The sequence below is a fragment of the Micromonospora arborensis genome, from assembly GCF_003205615.1.
Taxonomy (GTDB): domain Bacteria; phylum Actinomycetota; class Actinomycetes; order Mycobacteriales; family Micromonosporaceae; genus Micromonospora; species Micromonospora arborensis.
This window is the reverse complement of the sequence record NZ_PYBV01000033.1, coordinates 51,243-72,348: the sequence shown is the minus strand read 5'-3', so window position 1 is coordinate 72,348 and position 21,106 is coordinate 51,243. Positions and strand designations below refer to the sequence as shown.

23 protein-coding genes are annotated in these 21,106 nt (G+C 71.3%); 7 read left to right on the top strand and 16 right to left on the bottom strand.

Features of this window, described 5'->3' with window-relative positions; genetic code table 11:
- Positions 1 to 467: 467 nt before the first annotated feature.
- Positions 468 to 1,760, bottom strand: a complete 1,293-nt coding sequence (tyrS, locus tag C7C45_RS24770; protein WP_110566113.1) for a tyrosine--tRNA ligase — start codon at positions 1,758 to 1,760, stop codon at positions 468 to 470.
- A gap of 82 nt (positions 1,761 to 1,842) precedes the next feature.
- On the opposite strand from tyrS, the gene C7C45_RS24765 reads away from it, so the two are divergent.
- Positions 1,843 to 2,250 (top strand): PaaI family thioesterase, encoded by a 408-nt coding sequence (locus C7C45_RS24765; protein WP_110566112.1) that lies wholly within the window; start codon positions 1,843 to 1,845, stop codon positions 2,248 to 2,250.
- A gap of 22 nt (positions 2,251 to 2,272) precedes the next feature.
- On the opposite strand, the gene C7C45_RS24760 is transcribed toward C7C45_RS24765, so the two are convergent.
- The 3 genes from C7C45_RS24760 to C7C45_RS24750 form a co-directional block, all read right to left on the bottom strand.
- A complete protein-coding gene (locus C7C45_RS24760) occupies positions 2,273 to 3,598 on the bottom strand; it encodes a hemolysin family protein (RefSeq protein WP_110566107.1) in 1,326 nt (441 codons plus the stop codon).
- Positions 3,599 to 3,906: 308 nt separating this feature from the next.
- Positions 3,907 to 4,548: a hypothetical protein gene (locus tag C7C45_RS24755; RefSeq protein WP_110566106.1), complete on the bottom strand. Its 642-nt coding sequence runs from the start codon at positions 4,546 to 4,548 to the stop codon at positions 3,907 to 3,909.
- A 9-nt stretch (positions 4,549 to 4,557) separates the two neighbouring features.
- Positions 4,558 to 5,058 (bottom strand): GNAT family N-acetyltransferase, encoded by a 501-nt coding sequence (locus C7C45_RS24750; RefSeq protein ID WP_110566105.1) that lies wholly within the window; start codon positions 5,056 to 5,058, stop codon positions 4,558 to 4,560.
- A 130-nt stretch (positions 5,059 to 5,188) separates the two neighbouring features.
- On the opposite strand from C7C45_RS24750, the gene C7C45_RS24745 reads away from it, so the two are divergent.
- Positions 5,189 to 6,073, top strand: coding sequence for a universal stress protein (locus C7C45_RS24745; RefSeq protein ID WP_208641310.1), 885 nt, complete (start codon positions 5,189 to 5,191; stop codon positions 6,071 to 6,073).
- Here the strand turns inward: C7C45_RS24745 and C7C45_RS24740 are convergent.
- The 4 genes from C7C45_RS24740 to C7C45_RS24725 all read right to left on the bottom strand — a co-directional run bounded on the left by C7C45_RS24740 (position 6,066) and on the right by C7C45_RS24725 (position 9,579).
- Complete coding sequence (locus C7C45_RS24740) at positions 6,066 to 6,701, bottom strand: FMN reductase (protein WP_110566104.1); 636 nt, start codon at positions 6,699 to 6,701, stop codon at positions 6,066 to 6,068. The genes C7C45_RS24745 and C7C45_RS24740 overlap by 8 nt on opposite strands.
- Entirely contained in the window at positions 6,698 to 7,837 is a 1,140-nt protein-coding gene (locus tag C7C45_RS24735; protein WP_110566103.1) for an LLM class flavin-dependent oxidoreductase, read from the bottom strand. Before C7C45_RS24735 ends, C7C45_RS24740 begins: the two co-directional genes overlap by 4 nt.
- 378 nt (positions 7,838 to 8,215) lie before the next feature.
- Positions 8,216 to 8,491, bottom strand: coding sequence for a ubiquitin-like small modifier protein 1 (locus tag C7C45_RS24730; protein WP_110566102.1), 276 nt, complete (start codon positions 8,489 to 8,491; stop codon positions 8,216 to 8,218).
- A gap of 2 nt (positions 8,492 to 8,493) precedes the next feature.
- Positions 8,494 to 9,579, bottom strand: a complete 1,086-nt coding sequence (locus C7C45_RS24725) for a WD40/YVTN/BNR-like repeat-containing protein (RefSeq protein WP_110566101.1) — start codon at positions 9,577 to 9,579, stop codon at positions 8,494 to 8,496.
- Between the two features lie 126 nt (positions 9,580 to 9,705).
- On the opposite strand from C7C45_RS24725, the gene C7C45_RS24720 reads away from it, so the two are divergent.
- The gene (locus C7C45_RS24720) at positions 9,706 to 10,587 is read left to right on the top strand and encodes a fructosamine kinase family protein (RefSeq protein WP_110566100.1); all 882 of its coding nucleotides are present in this window, start codon (positions 9,706 to 9,708) and stop codon (positions 10,585 to 10,587) included.
- A gap of 42 nt (positions 10,588 to 10,629) precedes the next feature.
- On the opposite strand, the gene C7C45_RS24715 is transcribed toward C7C45_RS24720, so the two are convergent.
- Positions 10,630 to 11,541 carry a LysR family transcriptional regulator gene (locus C7C45_RS24715; RefSeq protein ID WP_110566099.1) on the bottom strand — a complete coding sequence of 304 codons (912 nt, stop codon included), beginning with the start codon at positions 11,539 to 11,541 and terminating at the stop codon, positions 10,630 to 10,632.
- Positions 11,542 to 11,635: 94 nt separating this feature from the next.
- Between C7C45_RS24715 and C7C45_RS24710 the strand changes: the two genes are divergently transcribed.
- Together C7C45_RS24710 and C7C45_RS24705 are read left to right on the top strand one after the other, a co-directional pair.
- Positions 11,636 to 12,064 carry a nuclear transport factor 2 family protein gene (locus tag C7C45_RS24710; RefSeq protein WP_167454821.1) on the top strand — a complete coding sequence of 143 codons (429 nt, stop codon included), beginning with the start codon at positions 11,636 to 11,638 and terminating at the stop codon, positions 12,062 to 12,064.
- A 79-nt stretch (positions 12,065 to 12,143) separates the two neighbouring features.
- Positions 12,144 to 12,749, top strand: coding sequence for a short chain dehydrogenase (locus C7C45_RS24705; protein WP_110566097.1), 606 nt, complete (start codon positions 12,144 to 12,146; stop codon positions 12,747 to 12,749).
- Between the two features lie 57 nt (positions 12,750 to 12,806).
- Here the strand turns inward: C7C45_RS24705 and C7C45_RS24700 are convergent, their stop codons facing one another.
- Positions 12,807 to 13,430, bottom strand: coding sequence for a DNA-3-methyladenine glycosylase (locus tag C7C45_RS24700; protein ID WP_110566096.1), 624 nt, complete (start codon positions 13,428 to 13,430; stop codon positions 12,807 to 12,809).
- Positions 13,431 to 13,538: 108 nt separating this feature from the next.
- Here C7C45_RS24700 and C7C45_RS24695 point away from each other — a divergent pair, with 108 nt between their 5' ends.
- Entirely contained in the window at positions 13,539 to 13,964 is a 426-nt protein-coding gene (locus tag C7C45_RS24695; RefSeq protein WP_110566095.1) for a DNA-binding protein, read from the top strand.
- Between the two features lie 421 nt (positions 13,965 to 14,385).
- Entirely contained in the window at positions 14,386 to 14,739 is a 354-nt protein-coding gene (locus tag C7C45_RS24690) for an MmcQ/YjbR family DNA-binding protein (protein WP_110566094.1), read from the top strand.
- Positions 14,740 to 14,782: 43 nt separating this feature from the next.
- Here C7C45_RS24690 and argH read toward each other — a convergent pair whose 3' ends face one another.
- The 6 genes from argH to argB are packed head-to-tail and all read right to left on the bottom strand — an operon-like array spanning position 14,783 to position 21,089.
- Entirely contained in the window at positions 14,783 to 16,246 is a 1,464-nt protein-coding gene (gene argH, locus C7C45_RS24685) for an argininosuccinate lyase (RefSeq protein WP_110566093.1), read from the bottom strand.
- 14 nt (positions 16,247 to 16,260) lie between these two features.
- The gene (locus tag C7C45_RS24680; RefSeq protein ID WP_110566092.1) at positions 16,261 to 17,466 is read right to left on the bottom strand and encodes an argininosuccinate synthase; all 1,206 of its coding nucleotides are present in this window, start codon (positions 17,464 to 17,466) and stop codon (positions 16,261 to 16,263) included.
- Entirely contained in the window at positions 17,463 to 17,975 is a 513-nt protein-coding gene (locus C7C45_RS24675) for an arginine repressor (RefSeq protein WP_110566091.1), read from the bottom strand. The genes C7C45_RS24680 and C7C45_RS24675 overlap by 4 nt, the downstream gene beginning before the upstream one ends.
- Complete coding sequence (gene argF / locus C7C45_RS24670; protein ID WP_110566090.1) at positions 17,972 to 18,955, bottom strand: ornithine carbamoyltransferase; 984 nt, start codon at positions 18,953 to 18,955, stop codon at positions 17,972 to 17,974. Before argF ends, C7C45_RS24675 begins: the two co-directional genes overlap by 4 nt.
- A complete protein-coding gene (locus C7C45_RS24665; protein WP_110566089.1) occupies positions 18,952 to 20,187 on the bottom strand; it encodes an acetylornithine transaminase in 1,236 nt (411 codons plus the stop codon). Before C7C45_RS24665 ends, argF begins: the two co-directional genes overlap by 4 nt.
- Positions 20,184 to 21,089: an acetylglutamate kinase gene (gene argB, locus C7C45_RS24660; RefSeq protein WP_110566088.1), complete on the bottom strand. Its 906-nt coding sequence runs from the start codon at positions 21,087 to 21,089 to the stop codon at positions 20,184 to 20,186. Before argB ends, C7C45_RS24665 begins: the two co-directional genes overlap by 4 nt.
- Between the last annotated feature and the right edge of the window lie 17 nt (positions 21,090 to 21,106).

Here is a 21,106-nt window from a genome sequence, read left to right as displayed (position 1 = left end):
CCCGCTTCGGGGCTTTTCGTACCGCATCCCTAGCGCTTTCCAGCGCCAGGCACTTTTACTACGTTACCCGCTCGTTTCCGCCGTGTCAAACCGGTGTTTCCCGGTTCGTCGTGCTTCACCCGATAATGCGGGCACCATGTCTCGACCGGCTTGCGCCGCGCTCGTCATGGATTCGGCAGGCCGGCCGTCGCGATTTCCCGCGACCCGCCCGGTGCCCTGCCGGTTGGTAACCTTACCCGGTCGGTTTCGCCGCACCAAATCCGCCTCGCGGCGTTTCTGGGGGCACCTCCCGGTCCGGGATCCGGTGGGCATGCCCGCCCGGCCCCGAGGCCGTTGGCCTGCGCTCCGGCCGTTTCAGGCTTTCGCCTGTTTCGTCCGTTCCGCGCTGGCAGAGAGAAAGTTACGCGTCCGGCGGGATGATCGTCAAATCCGCCGGACGCGTCCCCGGTCACATCGTCGACGGACGGCTATTCACCCAGCTCAACGCCCGCGAACGAGCGTTTGCCACGGCGCAGCACCAGGTATCGCCCATGCAGCAGATCGGCCGGCGAGACCTCGGCGTCCACCTCGGTAACCCTGTTGTTGTTGACGTAGGCGCCGCCCTCGGCGATCACCCGACGGGCCTCCTTGAGGCCACTCACGAGCCCGGAATCCCGCAGCAGGCCCGCGACATCCGGCAATTCGCCGGTAAGGCGCACCAGCCCGGCTTCGGCAAGCGCCGCCCGCAGTGTCTCCGGGGCGAGGTCGTCCAGCGACCCGCGCCCGAAGAGCGCCTGACTGGCGGCGACCGCCTGCCGGGTCTCATCGGGGCCGTGCACCAAGGTGGTGAGTTCCTCGGCGAGCGCCCGCTGCGCCAGGCGAGCCGCCGGCCGCTCGGCGGTCGCCTTCGCCAACTCCTCCAACTCGTCGCGCGTGCGGAAGCTGAAGTAGCGCAGGTAGCGGTCGACCTCCCGGTCTTCGACGTTGAGCCAGAACTGGTAGAACGCGTACGGACTGGTCATCGTCGGGTCGAGCCAGACGGCACCGCCCTCGGTCTTGCCGAACTTCGTGCCGTCGGACTTGGTGACCAACGGCGTGGTGAACGCCTGCACCGGCCCCGCGCCCCGTCGCCGCACGTAGTCGACGCCGGCGGTGATGTTGCCCCACTGGTCGGACCCGCCGAACTGGAGCTGGCACCCGTGGCGGCGGTGCAGCTCGAAGAAGTCGTTGGCCTGCAACAGCTGGTAGCTGAACTCGGTGAAGCTGATGCCCGTCTCCAACCGCGCCCGCACCACCTCCCGCGCCAGCATCTTGTTGACCGGGAAGTGCTTGCCCACGTCGCGCAGGAACTCGACCACCGACATCTCGCCGGTCCAGTCCAGGTTGTTGACCAGCTGCGCCGCGTTCTCACCGGTGTACGACACGAAGGGCGCGAGCTGGTCGCGGATCACCTCGACCCAGCCGGCGATCACCTCGGGCGGGTTGAGCGTCCGCTCGGCCGTCTCCTTCGGGTCGCCGATCTGCCCGGTCGCCCCGCCCACGAGCAGCAGCGGGCGGTGGCCGGCGAGTTGCAGCCGGCGGGCCATGGTGACCTGCATGAGGTGGCCGACGTGCAGGCTCGGCGCGGTCGGGTCGAAGCCCACGTAGTAGGTGGCGGCGCTCCCGCCGTCGAGCAGCTCGCGCAGCTCGTCGAGGCCGGTCGAGTCCTGGATCAGGCCACGCCAGAGCAGGTCATCGGTCAGGGAGTCCCGCCCGGGCGGCGGAAGGCTACTGTCGGTCACGGTCACCGATTCTCCCCCATCGCCGGCATCGACCCGTACCGGGTTTCGCGCAACCCGCCGAGGCTAGGCTTGCGCCCCATTGATCAAGGAGGGGTTTGCCGTGGAGATACCGGACCTGACGGGTGGTTTCGTCGCCCTGCTCGGCTTGAAGTTCGAGGAGGCGACCGCCGACCACGTGGTCATCAGCTGGCAGGTCCGTCCGGAGCTGCACCAACCGTTCGGCATCCAGCACGGCGGGGTGTACTGCTCGGTCGTGGAGACCGCGGCCAGCGTCGGTGGGGCGCTCTGGCTGGCCGACCGGGGCACGGTCGTCGGGGTGTCGAACCAGACCGACTTCCTGCGGCCCGTCCGCGAGGGCGAGCTGACCGCGGTCGGCACCCCCGTGCACCGGGGTCGCAGCCAGCAGCTCTGGCAGGTGGAGATCACCGACGCCGACGAGCGCCTGGTCGCCCGGGGTCAGGTCCGCCTGCAGAACCTCTCGCGCGACTGAGCGGCGGCCTCGTCGGGACGGGTCAGCTGCGGGCCTCGTCCAGGACCGGCTCCGCCGCCTGATCGGTGTCGGTGTCATCGGGTACGCGGCTGAGTCGTACCTCGGTGATCGCCCGGTGGTCGATGCCGGCCACCACCAGCACCCAGCCGTCCAGCGTGACGTCCTCTCCGACGACGGTGGGGATGTGCCCGAGTCGGGCCAGCACCAGCCCGGCGACGGTGGTGTAGTCACCGGCCGGGCGCGACGGCAGCTCCACGCCGATGTCGGGAAGGTCGTGCACCGGGAAGATGCCGGGGAGCAGCAGCGCACCGTCGGGGTCGCGGCGAACCGAGTTCACGTCCCGGTCGGTCTCGTCGTAGATCTCTCCGACGATCTCCTCCAGGATGTCCTCCAGCGTCACGATGCCGTCGACGGCGCCGCGTTCGTCCACGACGAGCGCGATGTGCTGGCGCTCGGCCTTGAACTGACGCAGCGCGTCCACCACCGGCAGCGAGTCGGGCAGCAGCATCGGAGGCCGGGCGATCTCGTCGACCGGGCGATCGTCGGGCACCCCCACGAGGTCACGCAGGTGGATCACGCCGGCCGTGTCGTCCAGGCCGCCGTGGCGCACCACCGGCGCCCGGGAGTGCCCGGTCGCGGCCAGCACGAGCCGCGCGGCCTCCGCGGTGGTCCCGCTGTCGAGCGTGAAGACCTGCAACCGGGGTACGAGGACAGCCCGCAACCGCCGGTCGGCGATCTCCACGGCGCCGGCGATGATCGTGCGCTGCTCCTTGGTGAAGCCGTGGTTCCCAGCGACGATGTCCCGCAGCTCGTCCGGGCCGATCTCCTCCGGCTGGTGCTTCGGGTTGAGCCCGAACAGGCGGACCACCAGATCGCTGGTGGCGCCGAGCGCCCAGACGGCCGGGCGGGTGAGGCTGGCGAGCAGGTCGAGTGGGCGCGCCACCAGCAGCGCCCACCGCTCGGCGGACTGCATGGCGATCCGCTTGGGTGCCAGCTCACCGAAGACCAGGGTGACGAAGGTCAGCGCGAGAGTCACCACCACGATCGCCACGGTCTCGGCGGCGCCGCCGAACACTCCGAGCAGCGGCACGAGGGGCTTGGCCAGCGAGACCGCCGCGGCGGCCGAGGCCAGGAAACCGGCCAGGGTGATGCCGATCTGGATGGTGGCCAGGAAGCGGTTCGGGTCCTTGGCGAGGCGAGCCAGCACCCGTCCGGCCCGGCTGGCGCGTTCCAACCGCTGGATCTGGCTGTCCCGCAGTGACACCAGCGCCATCTCGCTGCCGGCGAAGAGCGCGTTGATCACGACCAGGATCCCGACCAGGGCCAGTTGGCTCCCGTAGCTCTGCACGCCCGGTTCGCTCCCTCTGCGGTGGTGGCACCGGCCGGTACGGCGGCGCCCGCCGTTCGGCGAACCCGCCCGGCGTAGGCGTGTCTTTGCCCCGTCCGGCGCCGGCCGAATCCTGCCCCGGCGACGCCACGCCGGATCGGCGTCTCACGACGCCACGCCGGATCGGCATCTCACGACGCCACGCCGCAATGGCGTCTGACGACGCTATGCCGCAACGGCGGCCGGCGACGCTATGCCGCAACGGCGGCCGGCGACGCTATGCCGCAACGGCGGCCGGCGACGCTATGCCGCAACGGCGGCCGGCGAGGCTATGCCGGATCGGCGGCCGGTGCTGCGGGCAGATCGAGGACGTACGAGTCGCCCTCCGGGCGGAAGCCGAGCCGGTGGTAGTACGGGGCGACCATCCGGGGTGGGCTGACCACCCGGTGGAAGCCCCGTTCGGTGAACAGGTGGCTGCGCCGGTAGACGAACTCGCCCGGGGTGAAGTCACGGAACTTCGGGGTCACGTAGTCCAGGTCGATCTGGGCGACTCCGCGCGCCTCGGCGTGCGACAGCACCACCCCGACCACCTCGTCGGCCGTGACCACCAGGAACGCGGAGCGTCCCGCGACCTCCGGATCCCAGTGGAAGTCAGGGTTGAACCGGATGATGTCGGCGGCGTGCACCCGCAGCGTGTGCGCGAGGAACTGGTCGCCGACACCGACCTCCACCACCTGGTAGGTCTTCTCGTCGTGGCGGGTGGCGAGCATCCCGCGCAGGTACCAGATGTTGATCGCCGCGAGTACGACGTTGAGCCCGACCATGGGCCAGACCTCGATCGCGGCGTTGTAGCCGATCAGCACGGCGCTGCCGACGAGGTTGAGCGCCCGCAGGCGCAGGACGCGCGACTGCAGCAGCGACCAGACCAGCACCGCGGAGCCGGCCCAGCCGACGAGATCCAACCAGTTCACTCCGCGAGACTAGTGCCCGCCCAGCTCAGGGCCGTCGGCGGGCAGCTCCAGCAGCCATTCTTCGACGTCCTCTCCGCGGCCGTTGGCGTACCCCGAGTCTTCACCGATCACGACGAAGCCGCACTTGCGGAGCACCGCCAGGGAGGCGGCGTTGTCCTTGGCGGCGCGGGCGTGCACCGGCCGGGGCAGCTCGCGCAGCAGGGCATCCAGGGCGGCGGTGGCGTGACCGCGGCCCCAACGGGCCGGGTCGATCCAGTAGCTGACCTCGGTCTGCTCGCCGACGGGGAAGGCGCTCACGTAGCCGACCACCTCGCCGTCGACCTCGATGGTGCGGACCCGGTTCGCCGGGTTGGTGAGCACCCGAGCCCAGTGCTTGGCGAACTCCCGACGGTCGGACGGGTCCTCGGCGACGAAGGCCGCCATCCGGTTGGCCTCCGGGTCCTGCTGGTGCAGGAAGAACTCGACGAGGTCGTCCTCGCGGACCGGGCGCAGCCGCAGATCAGGAGTCATCCGACGAGGGTACGCAGTGCCGGTGGCAGGTGGGGACCGCCGGCCGGCCGGGCTCGGGTGCTGGCGCGGCGGCGCGTCCGGCGTCCCGGCGGAAGGTAAACGGTCGACAATGACCGGACCGACCCAGGGAGTGCCGATGAATCGACCCGTCGTGGTGGGCGTGGACGGATCGCCGTCCAGCCTCGTCGCCGCGGAGCACGCGGCCAGGGCCGCCCTGCTCCGGTCCCGCCCGCTGCTCCTGGTGCACGGCTACCTGCACCCACTCGGCTACGGCGTGCCGATCAACCCGTACGACGTCGGGGTGCCGGTGCCCTCCGAGGAGGCACAGCGAATGTTGGAACGCACGGCGGCCGACCTGGCTGAGCGGTGGCCCGGCCTGGTCGTCGAGGTGCGCCAGGTCGCCGGCGGTCCCGGCATCACGATGGTCGAGGAGTCCCGCCGGGCGGAGTTGGTCGTGGTGGGCAGTCGAGGGCTGGGCGGGTTCGCCGGGCTGCTGCTCGGCTCGGTCGGCGCGCAGGTGGCCGCCCACGCGCACTGCCCGGTGCTGGTGGTCCGACCGGATGCGCAGCCGATTCCGATGGGCGGCCCGGTGCTGGTGGGCGTCGACGGGTCCGAGTCGTCCCGGCTCGCCGTGGGCTACGGCGCCGACGAGGCGGCGCTGCGGGATGTGCCGCTGGTGCTGGTGCACGTGGGCCCGTCGGAGGGGGACCGTGCGGTGCCGGAGGAGGCAGAGGAGTCACAGGCCGCGTACCAGGCCGAGGCGGTACGGCTGCTGGCCGACGCCTCCGCGGCGGTTCGCGCCGCGCACCCCGGTCTGGTGGTGCGGGAGCATCCGGTCCGGGCGGCCGGCGCGGCCCAGGGGCTCATCGAGGCCAGCGGCACGGCGTCGCTGCTGGTCGTGGGCACCCGGGGCCGGGCCGGCTTCACCGGTCTGCTGCTCGGCTCGGTCAGCCAGGCGGCGATCGGGCACGCGCACTGCCCGGTGCTGGTCGCCCACCCGCACCCGGTCAGCTGACCGGGGCGTCTGGCCCTCCGCCGAGCATCTGGAGGAAGTCGGTGGTGAGGGCGAACGGGTCGGCGGGGCCACTGGCCGGTGGCCGACGCTCGATCTGGTCGGCCAGCTCGCCGGCGCCGCGCAGGATCCGAGCACGCAACGCGCCGTCGGCGGTGCCGTCCGCCCAGTCTTCCGGGGCGGCGAAGACCGCGGTCGGGACCACCACCGAACGCAGGTAGGCGAACATCGGTCGGACCGCGTGCTCCAGGGCCAGGGAGTGTCGTGCGGTGCCGCCGGTGGCCCCGATCAGCACCGGCCGGTCGACCAACGACTCGGCATCCAACACGTCGAAGAAGGACTTGAACAGGCCGTTGTAGGAGGCGCTGAAGATCGGGGTGACGGCGATGATCCCGTCCGCCCCGGTCACCGCGTCGATGGCCTCGCGCAGCGCCGTCGGCGGAAACCCGGTGAGCATGTTGTTCACCACGTCGTGGGCGTACTCCCGCAGGTCGACGACGTGCAGCTCCACCTCGGAGCCGCGCCGGACCAGCTCGTCGCGGGTGGCCGCGGCGAGTTGGTCGGCGAGCAGCCGGGTCGACGAGGGCTGACTCAGCCCCGCCGAGACCACAGCCAGGGTGCGGTGCGTCATCGGGTCACCTCCGGCGCCTTGCCCGTCACGTCGTCGACGGCGTGGACGGTGCTGTCCTTGGCGCCACCGGCCGCGGCGACCATCGAGGCGTGGGTCGGCGCCTCCGGCACGTGCGCGGGACGCAGCGCGGCGAACTCCTTGCGCAGCACCGGCACGACCTCCTCGCCGAGCAGATCGAGCTGCTCCAGCACGGTCTTCAGGGGCAGGCCCGCGTGGTCCATCAGGAACAGCTGCCGCTGGTAGTCGCCGACGTACTCGCGGAAGCCCAGCGTACGGTCGATGACCTGCTGCGGGCTGCCCACGGTCAGCGGCGTCTCCCGGGTGAACTCCTCCAGCGACGGCCCGTGCCCGTAGACCGGGGCGTTGTCGAAGTACGGCCGGAACTCGCGGACCGCGTCCTGCGAGTTGCGTCGCATGAACACCTGCCCGCCGAGACCGACGATGGCCTGGTCGGCGGTGCCGTGGCCGTAGTGCGCGTACCGCTGGCGGTAGAGCTCCACCATCCGCTGGGTGTGCTCCTTGGGCCAGAAGATGTGGTTGGCGAAGAAGCCGTCGCCGTAGTAGGCGGCCTGCTCGGCGATCTCCGGGCTGCGGATCGAGCCGTGCCAGACGAACGGGGGCACGCCGTCGAGCGGGCGCGGCGTCGAGGTGAACGACTGCAACGGGGTGCGGTACTTGCCCTTCCAGTCGACCACGTCCTCGCGCCACAGCCGGTGCAGCAGGTCGTAGTTCTCGATCGCGAGGGGGATCCCGGCGCGGATGTCCTTACCGAACCACGGGTAGACCGGGCCGGTGTTGCCGCGGCCCATCATCAGGTCCACCCGACCGTCGGACAGGTGCTGCAGCATCGCGTAGTCCTCGGCGATCTTCACCGGGTCGTTGGTGGTGATCAGCGTGGTCGCGGTGGACAGCAGCAGCCGCTCGGTACGCGCCGCGATGTGGCCGAGCATGGTGGTCGGTGACGAGGGCACGAACGGCGGGTTGTGGTGCTCGCCGGCGGCGAAGACGTCCAGACCGACCTCTTCGGCCTTGAGCGCGATGGCGACCATCGCCTTGATCCGCTCATGCTCGGTCGGCTCCCGCCCGGTGGTCGGGTCAACCGTGACGTCGCCGACGGTAAAGACTCCGAACTGCATGACCAGCTCCTCGCTTGTCGAACCGGGACCTTCGTGGTCACCCGGACGCAGCTCACAACTTATTTGACGCCGCAACTATTCCGTACGGGGCATGGCTCGCAGTGGCGCCGGTCACTCCCGGACACGGACGATCGGCCGGCAACCGAGCTCGGCCCGAGGGGCAGGTCGGACAAAGAGGCCACCCGGCCCGCCGCAGATCCACCTGCCCGACGAACCGGCTGCCGCGCGTCGACCACGACCACCATTGTCGAGATCAACTCCAGGTCCGCGACCTTGCGGTATCCGGAGCCCGGGACACCGCCACCTCGCCGACACGGAGTGGATCAGGCACGGCGCCGCCCGCCATGCCAGGGCGGACGCGGGTGACCCGTAATCGGCTCAACCGCCGGCGACCGACGGCAACACCTGCACCTCGGCGTCGTCGGCGACCGGGGTGGCCAGACCGCCCGAGTGCCGGCAGTCCTCACCGTCGACGAAGATGTTGACGTAACGGCGCAGTTCGCCTCGCTCGTCGCGGATCCGTCGGGCCAGCCGCGGATGCTCGGTGGCCACCTCGTCGAGGACCGCCCGCAGCGTTCCGGCGGCGGTGATGCTCAGCCGACTCGCACCGCCGGCCTCGCCGCGCAGCGGGCCGGGCAGCAGCACGGTGACCACGCTCAGACCTCCGCGGCACGAACGCAGAGCACGTCCGGCAGGTGTGCCGCCACAAGGGACCAGGAGTCGCCCTCGTCGCGACTGGCGTAAACCGAGCCGGAGCGGGTGCCGAAGTAGACCCCACCGGGGGTGGCCTCGTCGGCGCACATCGCGTCGCGCAACACCGCCGGATAGAACGGTCCCTCGGGCAGCCCCACCGACAGCGGCTCCCACTTGCCGCCGGCGTCGGCGGAGCGGAACACCCGGCAGCGGTGGTCGGCCGGGAACCGCTCGCTGTCGGCCACCAACGGGAAGGTCCACACCATGCCGCCCCGCCTCGGGTGGGCCACCATCGGGAAGCCGAAGTCGCTGGGCAGCCCGTCGGCGATCGAGGACCAGGTGCGGCCGTCGTCGTCGGAGCGGTAGACGCCGTGGTGGTTCTGCGCGTACAGCCGCTCGGGGTTGCCGGCGTCCCGGGCGACCTTGTGCACGCACTGGCCGAACTCCGGCCACTCGTTGGGCATGAAGTAGGCGCGGATGCCCGTGTTGCCCGGCGCCCAGCTCGCGCCGGCGTCCTCCGAGCGGTAGACGCCGCCGGTGGACATGGCGACCAGCAGCCGGGCCGGGTCACGCGGGTGGGGCAGCACGGTGTGGATGGCCTGGCCGCCGAAGCCGGCCTCCCACTGCGGGCGGTGCGGGTGGTCCCAGAGGGAGCGGACCAGCTCGAAGCTGCGGCCACCATCGGTGGACTTGAACAGCGCGGACGGCTCGGTGCCGGCCCAGACCACGTCGGGCTGGTCGGGACCGGCCGGCATCAGCTGCCAGACCCGCCCGAGGGATACGCCGGTGTCGGCCGGGAACGCGACCGGCGCCTGGTCGGGCTCGTCCCAGGAGGCGCCGAGGTCGTCGCTGGTGGCGACGCTGGGCCCGAAGTGTGAGCTGGTCATCCCGGCGAGCAGCCGCGGGGTGGAACGACGGGTGTCGACCGCGACCGCGTAGACGCCGGTCATCGGGAAGTGGGGGCCGGTGATCTCCCAGGTACGCCGGTCGTCGCCGCTGGTGGCGAGAAACAACCCCTTGGCCGTGCCGATCGCGAGCAGCGTTGCCATAACGTCCTCCGAACCGTCCGTGAGCAGATCCAGTGATTATGGACACACCCACCGACACATTCGTACGATCACACCTCGGGGCCGCCAGCCCTCCCCCTCGAACCGTCGAACTCCTAAGATCACCGGATGCGTTCGGCGACATTCCTGGTGGAGCGCCTGCTCCGGGCCGGAATACGCGACGTCGTCACAGTGGAGCCGGCGACGGGCGGGGTCGCGGCGCTCGCCGGGATAGCGACCCGCCGGGACGCGCCGCCGGTGTTCGTCAAGGCCTTCGCCGACGCGCCGGCCGACGACGTCTTCGTGGCGGAGGCCGAAGGACTGACCGCCCTGCGCGAGTTCGGCGGCGTGGCGACACCCGAGGTGATCATGGCCGGGCGGGAGCTGCTTGTCCTGTCGGTGCTTCGCCCGAGGCCGCACAGCGAGACCTTCTGGGAACAGTTCGCACACGCGCTCGCCCACATGCACCTGAGCACGACGCATCCCCGCTTCGGCTGGCACCGCGACAACTGGCTGGGTCGCCGCCGCCAGATCAATACGTTCGACGACGACGGCTTCGCGTTCTTCGCACAGCACCGGCTGCTTCGGTGGCTCGGGCAGCCCCGCGTCGAGGCGGCACTCGATTCCGCGGACCGGGCGGCGCTGGAGCGGCTGTGCCGCCGCCTGCCCGACCTGCTGCCGGACCGGCCGGCCTGCCTGACGCACGGCGACCTGTGGGCACAGAACATCCTGGCCACCCCGGACGGGCAGCCCGCGCTGATCGACCCGGCCGTGTCCTACCTGTGGGCCGAGGTCGACCTCGCCCATGTGTGGTCCACCTCGCCCCCGCCCGAGGCGCAACGGTTCTTCGCGGTCTATGCGGAGCTGACCTCGCTCGACAGCGACTGGCGGACCCGCATGCCGATCATCCAGCTGCGACAACACCTCGCCGTGCTGGCCCAGTTCGACGACGACTGGGGCGCGGCGGACCAGATCCGTGCCACCCTCGCCCCGTTCCGGCCGCGCACCTGACCAGAGCCCCGACGGCCGACCGCCGCTACCGCACAGGTGGTCTCATCCGCCAGGCATGTCCGGGGAGGCACGGTGTTGGAGGCAGGCACGGACGAAGTCGCCGACCACCTGGTTGTCGTCATCGGCGGGGGCCCAGGCGACCCCGACCTGGCTGGGGCTGACACCCGTGACGGGCCGGTAGATGACCCCGGGACGCTGGTAGAAGCGGGCGGTGGCTTCCGGGGTGAGGCTGACGCCGTAACCGTTGGCGATGGCCGAGAGCCACTCATCCGGGTTGCGGGCGACCGCACCGATGCGGACCTCGTGACCATCGCGTTCGTCGGTGGCCAGCCAGTAGTCACGCCACCAGCCCGACTCTGGCGGTGTGGCGATGAAGGGCTCGTCCCACAACCGCTGGAACGGGATCTCGGCGAGTTCGGCGAGTGGGTGAGAGCTGGGCAGGGCGACCCAACGCGGCTCGGTGAGTACGACCTCCACCCGCAGCTGGTCCTGTCCCGGAAGCGGCAGTCGCAGCAGCGCGACGTCCACCAGCCCGTCGGCCAACCCGGCGGTCGGATCGGACCAGTCGGTCTGGCGCATGTCCACTCGCCAGCTGGGACGGCGGCGTGTGAACGCCGCCACGATCGTCTGCGTGCTCTCGTTGGCGGCGCTGGCCACGAACCCGACACGCAGCACGTGAGCGGCCCGGCTGGACGCGCGGCGTGTCTCGCGCAGCGCCAGGTCCCACGCCTGCAGCACGGCCGGTGCCCGTTCGGCCAGGCTGCGCCCCGCCTCGGTGAGGGCCATGCCAGCCCGGGACCGGGTGAACAACTCGACCCCGAGTTGGGTCTCCAACTGCTTGACCTGCTTGGTCAACGCCGGCTGGGACACGAACAGCCGCCCTGCCGCCCGGGTGAGATGGCCTTCCTCCGCGACCACAGCGAAGTAGCGCAGCAGCCGTGTGTCGACATCCATGCCGCCAGGTTATGGATGCAGGTATTGGACGGTCGCGACCGGGGGGACCCAGGATTCACCACGTCAACAGAAACAGCGGCTGGAGCGGAACCCCATGAGCGACAAGACGTCGAAGATCGACACGATCAACAGGTTCTTCACCGCCTACGCGAGCTACGACATCCCGGCCATGCGGGCCGTGCTGACCGATGACGTCGAGTGGACCATCCCCGGCCACCACCCGCTGTCCGGCACCAAGCGGGGCGTGGAGGAGGTCGCGGCCTTCTTCACCGAGTTGGGCAGGGCCGGATTCCAGGCCGAACCATTGTTCCTGGAAGCCAACGAGGGGTACGTGGTCGACATCCACCGCGGCTGGACCACCGAGGGCATCGGCAAGGTCGACACCCTGTGGGCACTGGTGTGGCACTTCACCGCCGAAGGCAAGATCGACCGGGTGGTCAACCTCTCCGCCGACCAGCATCAGATGGACAACTACGTGTGGAACAACTACGCGCTCGCCCCGTTGCCCGATCGGCTGGCGTGAGCCGGTCAGCCGTGGAGTCGATGCCGGCACTGCGGGCGGGACTCCGCTCAGTCGAGCCGACCTCGGGAGGAGAACCACGATGAGGATCATCGTCGTCGGCGGCGCGGGCACCATCGGACGACGACTGGTGCCCGCGCTGCGATCCAACGGTCACGACGTCGTCGTGGCCGGCCGTACCTCGGGCAGCGTGCACGTCGACCTCACCGCACACGCCACCATCGAGGCCATGTACCACGAGGTCGGGACGGTCGACAGCGTCGTCAGCATCGCCGCGCACGGTGCGCTCGACGAGTTCACGACACTGACACCGGACGCGCTGTACGAGAACATGCGAGCCAAGTTCTTCGGGCAGGTCGACCTGGTCCTCACCGGCCAGCACCACTGCGCCGATCGTGCCTCCTTCACGCTGACGTCCGGCATCTTCGCCGACCAGGCATGGCCGCACGTGACCGGCGGCGGCGTCATCAGCGGCGCCCTGCACAGCTTTGCTCTGTCCGCCGCGATCGAGCTGCCACGGGGTATGCGGATCAATGTCGTCAGCCCCACGATGATCGACGACTCCGTCGACACCCACGGCGAACACTTCCCCGGCCTGCGTCCAGTGCCGATGGATCAACTCGTCGACCACTACCTGCGCTGCGTCGAAGGCAACGACACCGGCCGCGTCATCCGCGCGTACGGCTGAGCGACCCACCCACACTGCCTCGTCGGCGGGGTCTCCGCACCTGATCGGTGAGTCGGACTACTGTGCCGGCTTCCTCGCGGGCCGCCGACGGGGCACGTGCCGGCGGTAACTACTGACGGTGGGATCGTCGGTGATCCAGAAGCGCCACGGGATGTCATGCGCCGCGGCCACCCCGACCCGGGGGCCGGCAGAGATGGTCGACCGACTGACCGGGCGTGTCGGCGACGTCAACAGGAGCGGACCGTTGCCGTCGATCATGGAGGTGCCATTGGCCGCGGCGGTGATCCCGAGGGCGACCACCAACCGAGCGGGCCCACGAGCGAGGTCTCGATCGGGTACGTCCCCTCGGCGCTCGCGGGCGATGTCCAGGCCGTCGACGACCTCACCCGCTCGCAGCAGGACGGCCGCCGCCTCCCCCTCGGCACCGGACACGATGTTCAGGCACCAGTGCACGCCGAACACGAAGTACGTGTAGGCGTACCCGGCCGGGCCGAACATGACCGCGGTGCGGGGGGTGGACCCGCGATGAGCGTGTGACGCGGGGTCCTCCCCCGTGCCCGCGTACGCCTCGACCTCGGTCAGCCTGACCCGGACGCCTCCGGCGGTGATCTCCCAGCCGAGCAGCGTCTGTGCCGTCTCGGGCACCTGGGCGGCGGGGGCGTGCAGCCACGAGTAGTCCACGGGTCCAGGAAACGTCGGGCGACGAGGATCGGCAAGTTCGACCCGCTTTGACCCGCAAGACTTCAACACTATGTTGACAAGCATGTGTTGATGGTGTGTGCTCGGGGCATGACGACGGACGATCCGTTCACCGCGCCCCACCCGGCCCGTGCCCGCGCCCACCGCACCTACGAGGCCTTGCAACGCATCAGCGAGCGGCACGCCGGCACCGACACTCAGCGCGGGCGCTGGGCCCACCCGTACGTGCTCGACCCGTGGGAGGCGGTCGCCCTGGTCACCGCGCTGGCCGCCGGCGGAGCCGAGCGGGAGCCCACGGAGGAGCCGGTCGACGCCGCCGACCTCACCGCCGCCCTGACCCTGCTGCCACACGTCCGCGCCGAGCTGGACGCCCTGGAGGCCGGGCTGTTGACGCTGGCCCGTGACCGGGGGCTGACCTGGCAGGCCATCGCGTACGGGCTGGGCCTGGGCAGCGCGCAGGCGGCCCGGCAGCGCTACGAGCGGGTCGCCGCCCGCTCGGCCGACCAGACCGGCTGACCGGCACCCGCGACTCCGCGGCGGGATCGCGCTCGCACCGGGCACCGCCGGCTCCCACCCGCTCCCGTGTCCGGGCTCGTCCGCGTCCAGCCGCTGACGACCGTGCACACGCCCGGAAGCCGGACGTCTACCCGCTGACGACCGCGCTCGCACCTCCAAGATCGTGCTCGAACATGGAAGCAGTGGCCTCCAACGCAGCCGAAGCCACTAGATCCTGGTTCGAGCACGATCTTGCGGCGCGCCCAGCGCGAGCAACGCGCCCAGCGCGAGCAACGCGCACAGCGCGAGCAACGCGCACAGCGCGAGCAACGCGCACAGCGCGCCCAGCGCAGGCAGCGCAGGCAGCGCGGGGGTGGATCGGCACGGCGCGTGCCTCCCGGTCGCCGGGCGGGCAGACTGTGCCCACGACGAGGAGGCACCCATGGAGCGCGCGGAGATGCTGGCGTACTGCCTGGCCAAGCCGGGAGCGTGGCTGGACCGGCCGTGGGAGGGCGACGAGGTGGTGAAGGTGGGCAGCCGGATCTTCGCGTTCCTCGGCAGCGGCGAGGGCAAGCCGACCGTCGGCATCAAGTGCGGGCCGACCCGCGAGGTGGCCGACGAGTGGCTGCACCGGCACCCCGACGACGCCCGGGTGATGGCCTACATCGGTCGGTCCGGGTGGAACACGCTACGACTGGACGGCGGCATCGACGACGAGGAGTTGACCGAGGCGGTCGACGCGTCGTACGACATGGTGGTGGCGAAGCTCCCGAAGCGGGAGCGCCCGACGGCCTGAACCGGCCGTGGCGTCGGCGGCATGCGCCGACGCCACGGTGGTCTCAGCGCGGGACGACCCGTTCGGTGGCCCACTCCCGCCAGCCGGCCAGCCGGTCCGCCGCGGCGGCGAGCTGGTCGGCGACCGGGCCAGGGCCGGTCGAGCCGGGGGTGGTCCGGGCCGCGAGGGCCGAGCGGACCGAGAGCACGTCGCGAACCGACGGGTCGAGGTGCTCGCTGACGGCGGCCAGGTCGTCGTCGGAGACGTCCTCCAGCTCGCATTCCCGGGCGGCGCAGAGCGCCACCAGCCGGCCGGTGATCTCGTGCGCGTCACGGAACGGCACGTTGCGCCGGACCAGCCAGTCGGCGACCTCGGTGGCGAGGGAGAAGCCGACCGGCGCGGCGGCGACGAGCCGGTCCACCCGGACCGTCATCGTGGAGATCATTCCCGCCAGGGCGGGGAGCAGCAGCTCCAGGGTGTCGACCGCGTCGAAGGCCGGCTCCTTGTCCTCCTGCATGTCCCGGTCGTAGGTCATCGGCAGGCCCTTGAGCATGGTGAGCACGGTCACCAGACCGCCGATCAACCGGCCGGACTTACCGCGGGCCAGCTCGGCGATGTCCGCGTTCTTCTTCTGCGGCATGATCGACGACCCGGTGGCGAACGAGTCGTCCAGCTCCACCCAGCCGAACTCGTGCGAGGTCCAGAGCACGACCTCCTCGCCGAGCCGGGAGAGGTGCACCCCGATCATGGCGGTGGTGAAGAGGAACTCGGCGACGAAGTCCCGGTCGGCGACGGCGTCCATCGAGTTGGCGAACGACGTCCGGAAGCCCAGCTCCTTGGCCACGGCCACCGGATCCAGGGGGAGCCCGGAACCAGCGAGGGCGCCCGCGCCGAGTGGGCTGATCGCCGCCCGGTGGTCCCAGTCGCGCAGCCGCTCCAAATCCCGCAGCAGCGGCTGGACGTGGGCGAGCAGCCAGTGCCCGAAGGTCACCGGCTGGGCGTGCTGGAGATGCGTCATGCCGGGCGCGGCCGTGTCGACGTGCCGCTCGGCCTGCTCGACCAACGCCTCGGCCAGCTCGACGACGCGGCTGGCCACGCCCCGGGCGTGGTCACGCAGGTAGAGCCGCAGGTCCGTGGCGACCTGGTCGTTGCGGGACCGGCCGGCACGCAGCTTGCCACCGAGGCTGCCGAGGCGTTCCAGCAGTCCGCGCTCCAGCGCGGTGTGCACGTCCTCGTCGTCGATGGTGGGACGGAACGCGCCGGAGGCACACGCGGCCTCCAGGTCGTCCAGGGCGGCCAGGATCCGACCCAACTCCTCGGGGTCGAGCAGGCCGGCACCGGCGAGGACCCGGGCATGCGCCCGGGAGCCGGCGATGTCGTACGGGGCCAGGCGCCAGTCGAACTGCACGCTCACCGACAGTCGCGCGAGTGCCTCGGCGGGGCCGCCAGCGAAGCGACCACCCCACAGGCTCGTCCGGTTGGTGGCTGCGCTGTTCTCGGTCAGGCTCTTGTCGTCCACGCTACCCATTGTGGTTCCCACGATCAGGCACCGCCGACCCGGGCGTCCCGCGCGGACGCCATCCGGCTCGGAAGGCCCCACAACTGCACGAAACCCTTCGCCAGAGACTGGTCGAAGGTGTCGCCGGTGTCGTAGGTGGCCATCCCGAAGTCGTAGAGGCTCGCCTCGGAGCGCCGACCGGTGACGGTGGCCCGGCCGCCGTGCAGGATCATCCGTACCTCGCCGCTCACGTGCCGCTGCGCGTCGTCGATGAACGCGTCCAACGACTCCTTCAACGGCGAGAACCACAGGCCGTCGTAGACGAGCTCGCCCCAGCGCTGGTCGACGCTCTTCTTGAACCGGGCCAGATCCCGTTCCACGGTCACCGCCTCCAACTCCTGGTGGGCGGTGATCAGCGCGATCGCGCCGGGAGCCTCGTACACCTCGCGGCTCTTGATGCCTACGAGGCGATCTTCGACCATGTCGAGCCGGCCCACGCCCTGCGCGCCGGCACGCCGGTTCAGCTCCAGGATCGCCTGGTACGGGGTGACCGTCTCACCGTCGATCGCCACCGGCACGCCGCCGTCGAAGGTGATCACGATTTCGTCGGCGTCGCGGTCCTGCGCCGGGTCGGCAGTGTACGAGTAGAGGTCCTCGATGGGGGCGTTCCAGATGTCCTCCAGGAAGCCGGTCTCCACCGCGCGGCCCCACAGGTTCTGGTCGATCGAGTACGGGGACTTGGCCGACACCTCGATCGGCAGGCCCTTCTCCTCGGCGAAGGCGATCGCCTTGTCCCGCGACCAGGCGAAGTCCCGGGCCGGCGCGATGATCTTCAGGTCGGGGGCGAGCGCGTTCAGGCCCACCTCGAACCGGACCTGGTCGTTGCCCTTGCCGGTGCAGCCGTGCGACACGATCGTGCCGCCGTGCCGGCGCGCCGCGGCCACCAGGTGCTTCACGATCAGCGGCCGGGACAGCGCCGACACCAGCGGGTAGCGGTCCATGTAGAGGGCGTTGGCCCGGATGGCCGGCAGGCAGTAGTCGGCGGCGAACTCGTCACGCGCGTCGATGACCTCGGACTCCGCGGCGCCACAGTCCAGGGCGCGCTGCCGGATGGCGTCGAGGTCCTCGCCGCCCTGGCCGACGTCGACCGCGACCGCGATCACCTCGGCGCCGGTCTGCTCGGCCAGGTAGGGAATGGCGACGGAGGTGTCCAACCCTCCGGAGTACGCAAGCACGACCCGCTCGGTCATGGTGTGTTCCCTTCAACGGTGTCTTCCCGGCGGGCCCAGCCGGCGAGCTTGTCACCGAGTGCGGCCCCGCCGACGGCCTCGCGGGCCACGACGAGGATGGTGTCGTCGCCGGCGATGGTGCCGACGATCTCGGGGAGGCCCGCTCGGTCCAACGCGCTGGCGAGGTACTGGGCTGCGCCCGGCGGGGTACGCAGTACGGCGATGTTGCCGCTGGAGTCGACGCCGTTGAGCAGTTCGCGCAGCAACCGCACCAGCCGGGCCGGTGCGGCCTCGGCGTCGCGCAGCGGCCGTTGGCCGTCCTCGGGGATCAGGTAGACGGCCGGGCCGTCGCCGCCGCGCACCTTGACCGCACCCAACTCCTCCAGGTCCCGCGAGAGGGTGGCCTGGGTGACGCCGACACCGTCGGCGGCGAGCCGGTCGGCCAGCTCGGTCTGGGACCGGATCGCCCCGTCGCGGATCAGTTCCACGATCCGGGCGTGCCGGGCCGCGCGGGTCAGTGGCGCGGTCACCGGAGCTCCCCGGTCGCGGTGCCACCGATCGCGGTGCCACCGATCGCGGTGCCACCGGTCGCGGTCGCGAGCAGGAAGGTCAGCAGTGCCTTCTGGGCGTGCAGCCGGTTCTCCGCCTGGTCGAAGACCGCGCTCTGCGGGCCGTCAAGCACCTCGGCGGTGATCTCCTCGCCGCGGTGTGCGGGCAGGCAGTGCAGCACGATCGCGTCCGGCGCGGCCTGGCCGAGCAGTTCCTTGTTGACCTGGTACGGCAGGAACGGGGTGATCCGGTCCAGCCCGTCGGCCTCCTGGCCCATCGACGTCCAGGTGTCGGTGGCCAGCACGTCCGCGTCGCGTACCGCCTGGACCGGGTCGGTCAACACCCGCACCGACCCGCCGGTGCCGGCGGCGATCTGCGCCGCCCGCTCCACCACGGCCGGGTCGGGCGCGAACCCGACCGGCCCGGCGATCCGCACGTGCATCCCGGCCATCGCCCCGGCCAGCAGGTACGACTGCGCCATGTTGTTCGCCCCGTCCCCCACGTACGTCAGGGTGCGGCCGGCCGTGCCGCCGCACCGCTCGCGGACGGTGAGCAGGTCGGCCAGCAACTGGCACGGGTGGAAACCGTCGGTCAGCGCGTTGATCACGGGCACGGTGGCGCCGCTCGCCACCTCGGCGATCCGGTCGTCGCCGTGGGTCCGCAGCACGATGGCCGCGACGTAGCGGGACAGCACGCGCCCCGCGTCCGCGAGGGACTCACCCCGGCCGAAGTGGGTGACCTGCGTGTCCACGACCAGGGGGTGCCCGCCCAGTTCGGCGATCCCGGCGTCGAACGAGATTCTGGTCCGCAGGCTCTGCTTGTCGAAGAGCACCGCCACCGAGCGGGGGCCCGCCAGCGGCCGGTGGCCGAACCGGTCCGCCTTCATCCGGGCCGCCAGGTCGAGGACCGTGGACTGCTCGGCGGGCGAGAGGTCGTCGTCGCGCAGGAAGTGCCGGGTCATGCGGTCGTCCCCGTGGTGATGGTGGTGGTGGTCGTGGCTTGCGTGAACCCCGCACCGGCTGCTGCCGGGGAGGTCGCGTCCAGGGCGGCGGGCAGCGCGGCGACGAAGGCGTCCGCCTGGGCGGCGGTGAGGATCAGCGGCGGGGCCAGCCGGAGCACACCCGGCTGCACCGGGTTGACCAGGAAGCCGGCCTCCCGCAACGCCTCGGCGAGCACCGGCGCCACCGGCGCGGTGAGCGTCACACCGAGGAGCAGCCCGGCGCCGCGTACGCCGTCGATCAGCGGGTGACCCAGCGCCTCGATGCCGCGCCGCAACCGCTCCCCGACCCGCTTGACGTGGTCGAGCAGGCCCTCGTTGGCGATCGTCGCCACCACAGCGAGCGCAGCCGCGCAGCTGACCGGGTTGCCGCCGAAGGTGGTGCCGTGCGAGCCCGGGGTGAGCAGGTCCGCGGCCCGGCCGAAGGCCAGCGTGGCCCCGATGGGCAGCCCGCCACCCAGCCCCTTGGCCAGGGTGACCACGTCCGGCTCCACGCCGTCGGCCTGGTGCGCGAACCAGTGCCCGGTACGACCGATGCCGGTCTGCACCTCGTCGAGGACCAGCAGTGCCCCGTGCCGGGCGGTGATCTGGCGTGCCGCGGCGAGGTAGCCGGCCGGCGGCACGATCACGCCGTTCTCGCCCTGGATCGGCTCCAGGATCACCATGGCGGTGGCGTCACTGACGGCCGCCTCGAGGGCAGCCACGTCGCCGAAGTCGATGTGGGTCACCTCGCCCGGCAGCGGCCGGAACGGGTCGGCCTTGGCCGGCTGGCCGGTCAGCGCGAGAGCACCCATGGTGCGGCCGTGGAAGCCGCCCCGGGTGGCGACCACGTGGGTGCGCCCGGTCTGCCGTGACAGCTTGAACGCCGCCTCGTTCGCCTCCGCGCCCGAGTTGGACAGGAAGACCCGGCCGGGCCGGCCGGCCAACGCCAGCAGCAGCTCTGCCAGGGCGACCGGCGGCTCCGCGGCGTAGATGTTGGAGACGTGCCCGAGGGTCGCGACCTGCTTCGACACCGCGGCCACCACGGCCGGGTGGGCGTGGCCGAGGGCGTTCACCGCGATGCCACCGAGCAGGTCAAGGTATTCGCGGCCGGCGTCGTCGACCACGACGGCACCGGAACCGGAGACCAGCGCCAACTGCGGCGTGGAGTAGTTGCCCATCATGGACTGCGTCCAGCGCTGCACCAACGTGCTCATGACACGACCGTCCCGTCTCCTGGCACCACCATCGTCCCGAACCCTTCCGAGGTGAACACCTCTAACAACGTGGAGTGCGCCACCCGACCGTCGACGACGTGCGCGGCGGGCACTCCCCCACGCACCGCCCGCAGGCAGGCCTCCATCTTCGGCACCATGCCCGACTCCAGGCGGGGCAGCAGCTTGGCCAGGTCGTCCGCGGCGATCTCGGAGACCAGGCTCGAGGTGTCCGGCCAGTCCGCGTACAGGCCGGCCACATCGGTGAGCACGACGAGCTTGCGGGCCTGCAACGCGATGGCCAGCGCGGCGGCAGCGGTGTCCGCGTTGAGGTTGTGCAGCACCCCGTCCACGTCCGGCGCCACCGTGGAGATCACCGGGATCCGGCCAGCCTCGATCAGGTCGGTCACCGCGGACACGTCGACCGACTCGACGTCGCCGACCTGGCCGACGTCGACCGGCAGCCCGTCCACGTACGCCGGGCGGCGCACCGCGGTGAACAGCCGGGCGTCCTCGCCGGACAGGCCCACCGCGTACGGACCGTGCGAATTGATCAGACCGACCAACTCGCGGCCGACCTGCCCGACCAGCACCATCCGGACCACGTCCATCGCCTCGGCGGTGGTCACCCGCAGACCACCCCGGAACTCGCTGGCGATCCCGAGCCGGCCCAGCATGGCGGAGATCTGCGGACCACCGCCGTGCACCACCACGGGCCTGAGACCGGCGTAGCGCAGGAAGACCATGTCCGCGGCGAACGTCCGCTGCAACTCCGGATCGGTCATGGCGTTGCCGCCGTACTTGACCACGACCGTGGAGCCGGAGAAACGCGCCAACCACGGCAGCGCCTCGATCAGCGTCTCCGCCTTGACCTGAGCGCGGCTGAGGTCCTTGCTGAGACTCACCGTGCCCGCCTTCCGTT

What these genes read in the sequence shown, in the direction of transcription:
- C7C45_RS24705 (WP_110566097.1), top strand. Translation starts at nt 12,144, where the DNA reads ATGAGGATCATCGTCGTCGGCGGCGCGGGCACCATCGGACGACGACTG.
- C7C45_RS24680 (WP_110566092.1), bottom strand. Translation starts at nt 17,466, where the DNA reads ATGACCGAGCGGGTCGTGCTTGCGTACTCCGGAGGGTTGGACACCTCC.
- C7C45_RS24665 (WP_110566089.1), bottom strand. Translation starts at nt 20,187, where the DNA reads ATGAGCACGTTGGTGCAGCGCTGGACGCAGTCCATGATGGGCAACTAC.
- C7C45_RS24725 (WP_110566101.1), bottom strand. Translation starts at nt 9,579, where the DNA reads ATGGCAACGCTGCTCGCGATCGGCACGGCCAAGGGGTTGTTTCTCGCC.
- C7C45_RS24710 (WP_167454821.1), top strand. Translation starts at nt 11,636, where the DNA reads ATGAGCGACAAGACGTCGAAGATCGACACGATCAACAGGTTCTTCACC.
- C7C45_RS24695 (WP_110566095.1), top strand. Translation starts at nt 13,539, where the DNA reads ATGACGACGGACGATCCGTTCACCGCGCCCCACCCGGCCCGTGCCCGC.
- argH (WP_110566093.1), bottom strand. Translation starts at nt 16,246, where the DNA reads ATGGGTAGCGTGGACGACAAGAGCCTGACCGAGAACAGCGCAGCCACC.
- C7C45_RS24740 (WP_110566104.1), bottom strand. Translation starts at nt 6,701, where the DNA reads ATGACGCACCGCACCCTGGCTGTGGTCTCGGCGGGGCTGAGTCAGCCC.
- C7C45_RS24735 (WP_110566103.1), bottom strand. Translation starts at nt 7,837, where the DNA reads ATGCAGTTCGGAGTCTTTACCGTCGGCGACGTCACGGTTGACCCGACC.
- argF (WP_110566090.1), bottom strand. Translation starts at nt 18,955, where the DNA reads ATGACCCGGCACTTCCTGCGCGACGACGACCTCTCGCCCGCCGAGCAG.
- C7C45_RS24715 (WP_110566099.1), bottom strand. Translation starts at nt 11,541, where the DNA reads ATGGATGTCGACACACGGCTGCTGCGCTACTTCGCTGTGGTCGCGGAG.
- C7C45_RS24720 (WP_110566100.1), top strand. Translation starts at nt 9,706, where the DNA reads ATGCGTTCGGCGACATTCCTGGTGGAGCGCCTGCTCCGGGCCGGAATA.
- C7C45_RS24750 (WP_110566105.1), bottom strand. Translation starts at nt 5,058, where the DNA reads ATGACTCCTGATCTGCGGCTGCGCCCGGTCCGCGAGGACGACCTCGTC.
- C7C45_RS24690 (WP_110566094.1), top strand. Translation starts at nt 14,386, where the DNA reads ATGGAGCGCGCGGAGATGCTGGCGTACTGCCTGGCCAAGCCGGGAGCG.